Source organism: Streptomyces sp. NPDC093109, from assembly GCF_040701725.1.
Classification (GTDB): domain Bacteria; phylum Actinomycetota; class Actinomycetes; order Streptomycetales; family Streptomycetaceae; genus Streptomyces.
In genome coordinates, this window is the sequence record NZ_JBFBEZ010000104.1 from 1 (window position 1) to 3172 (window position 3172).

Genomic DNA, 3172 nt, shown 5'->3' on the forward strand with positions numbered 1-3172 from the left:
CTCCATCGGCAGGGCCAGCCCGACGGGCGTCGTGCCGCCGTCGGGCCCGAGGTGCTGGTCCGCCCACATGTACAGGTGCGCCGCGTCGCCCGCCAGGGCGATGGTGTCCGCCATGTCATCGAAGCCGACGTGGGCGCCCGTAGAGGCACGCACCACTTCGTGCAGCGAATGCGCGTACGGCATGGTCGAGCCGACCAGCCACGCCACCACGGCCTTGCGGAAGGCCAGCGACTGCGGGTACGAGGGGGCGGCCAGTTCCGCGTACTCCTCGAACAGCAACTCGGGCAGTGCGTGCCCTTCCCTGGTGATCCGCACGCCGCGCGCACGGTACTCGCCGTGGTACGTGCTCAGGGGCACCGTCTTCACGTCGAAGTCCCGCAACCGCATCTGGGGAAGCGCCCTCGCGAAGAAATCGAGCATCACCTCGGTGATGTCCGTTGACGTGGGACGGGTTCCGCCGGCGGCCTCGACCGCGTGCCGCGCTGCATCGAGGGCTTCGGGATCGCCGGCGAGCTTCTTGGCCAGAGCGACTTCGTAGCCCCGGGCCAGTTCCCTCCACTCCTCCAGGGCGTACAGGCCCTCGGCCCAGGCCCCCCGCTGGGCAATCGGCTCGGGGCCCACCGCGTCGGTCAACGGCCGGGGCTCGAACCGGGTGAACCGGGGCGCCGGGTCGTCGGCGGTGGTCTGCAAGGCCATGAACCCGGGCGTGATGGGCTGTCCGCTCTTGTTCTTCAAGGCCGCACCGCCCACCGGGTAGGCGATGGTCGTGGGACCGGCGAAGCCGACCTGTTTGCTCCAGTCGGCCACGACCTGTGCCGCCACGGTGCCGACGGCATGGCTCCGTGCGGTCGAGCACGCGACGTACACGATCGGGATGTCCGGCAGCCCGAGGGAGCGCAGCAGCTGCCTCGCGTAGGCGCCGACCTGGGCGCCGCTCACCCGCTTCGCGCCGTACCGCGACGGCGTGAGGAAGTCCTTCCCGGAACCGTGCACGTTCAGCCAGCCCACCTGTCCGGGCTGCCAGGGGACCGGATGCTCCTGATCGCTGAAGATGTAGCTGTCGTCGTATGTGCGGTAGGAGCCGGCCTCTGTGCGCCTGATCACGCCGCCCTTGCGGGTGACCCAGTCGTTGGAGCCCATGAGGGCGCTGCCGATCTGTGTGCCGTTCCGCCCACGCATCGTTTGGCTCTGGAACTCCCGGTCCCACATGTCGGGCGACAGCGGCTTGGGGGCCTCCTTCAGAGTGACAACGACGTAGCTCAGCTGGTGCCGCTCGTCGCGCTCGATGCGGTAGCCCTGGTACCGGAACACCATTTTCCCGGGGTACAGGGCCGTACCCCGAGCGGTGTGATCGACCGTGGGGAGGAAGGGGGCGACCTCGCGGGCGGTGGACTTCAGCACCTCGTACAGGACCAGGTGGCCGCCCTCGCGGTCGTCATCGGAAGCGACCAGGCCGTCGAGCAGCGACCGCCTGTCGACCGACACGATGTGCCGCGGCCCCCTGCGGATGACTCCCTCGTCGTTCCCGAAGGTGTGAGGGCCGTCCACCGGCCCGGCAGCCCATTCGCCGAACCACGCCCGCCGATGGGCCGGTATGAGCCGTTCGGCCGCCTCGGACGCCAGCTCCTCGTACCCGCTGAGGACCGGGGCGAGTAGCTCGGTCCTCTCGACGGCCAGCTTGATCAGCTGGTCGCGCAGTACCCGCAGTTCCTTCTCGCTCGGGCCGTCGTTCCTGGCCCGCTCGGCCCGGGCCAGTTGCTTGCTGAACGACGTGTCGGCGACGAACAGCGCCGGGTAATCGTCCTTCCCCTCCCAGGCCCGGAGGACCAGGCGACGTGCCGTCGGATCCGGCAGCGGGGGCGAGGTCTCACCCTGTGAGAAGACAGCACTGTGCGCCGGACGCACCGGGAGCAGGTGTCGGTCGGGGCCCAGGGCCAGATACAGACCGAGCAGGTGACCGGCCTGGAGGTTCTTCACGCCGGTTGTCACCCCTTGGCGCTCCCACAGCTCCATCAGGGCCCGTCGGCGCCGCGGGGTCGAGGTGCCGGCCGGCACCGCCGGAGCGGGCGCACCCTCCAGACCGGCCATGGTGGCGATGCGATCGAGATTCTCACGGGTGAAGGCGTCGAAGGATTGCAACGCCTCCTGGAACCACCGCTCATGCGGCTGCCGCAGCGAATCCCAGACGGAACTGCCGGGTCCGTACGACTGCCGGAGCGCCCCGGGGATCGCGGCGTGGACAGCCCGGCGGGGGTCGAGCTGGGCGTCGCTCCAGGCGTACAGCCGCGCCGCGTCGACCGGCCGGGAAGGCTCCGCCCCACCCCGGATGCCGGCCTTCTGCGTCGCCGCCAGCACCTCGGCCAGCGAGTGGCTCTTGAGACCCCACCCGATCAGGGCGTCGCGGAAGAACATCGAGTGGCCACCGGGCACCCTCAGCACGCGCCGCACGCGCATCAGGTGGGTCACCGTCTCGGCCGGGGCCTCGGCGAAGCGGTAGCCGTACTCCTGTGCCTGCTGCCGGGTCTCGGCGGAGTACGGGATCGCGGCCTCGGGCACGCCGGACAGCCCGTCCGGTTTCAGCTCCGGCTTCCTGGCCCACAGCTTGTCCAGCGCCTCCGGGTAGTCGGGGTTGGCGAACACGGCGTCCGCGAAGGCCTCGATCCGCTCGTCCAGGGTGGCATCGGAATTACGGTCCGTCAGACGGCGGAACTGTTCCGCCGCGGACAGCGGACTCCGACTGCTCGCGAACAGCTTGAACGCGTTGGCCTGGAAGTGCTGTTCGTAGTACTCGAACAGCGCGTCGAGAGTGTTGATCACTTCCTCGTTGATTCGCTGGTGGGCGGAGAGCACCTTCCTGAGCGCCGTTTCGTACTCCCGGCTCAGCTCTTCGTACCGGTTGTGTCCCCCGGAGGGGTCGGGAGCGTAGAGCTGTGGGAACCGCGGCTCGATGGCCTTGGTCCGCGCCGGCGCGTTCCAGTCCGCGTCCGCCGGCATGGTATCCGGATCGAACGCGGGCCGCCGCGAAGTACTGGGCCGAGGTGTGGGGTCGGGGACGTTCCGCGACTCGACACGTATCTCGCGGCTGACGGTGCCCCGTGCCCGGGTGCCGGTATCGGCCCAGGTTTCGGTGACGGTGCCGTCGGGGTGATGGCTGCGCAGGGCCGGCGTACTG

The 3172-nt window shown here is 69.9% G+C and carries 1 protein-coding gene; it reads right to left on the reverse strand.

Features of this window, described 5'->3' with window-relative positions; translation table 11 throughout:
• Window positions 1-2994: hypothetical protein (locus AB0389_RS37700; RefSeq protein WP_366400106.1), on the reverse strand; the 2994-nt coding region annotated here is incomplete at its 3' end.
• Between the last annotated feature and the right edge of the window lie 178 nt (window positions 2995-3172).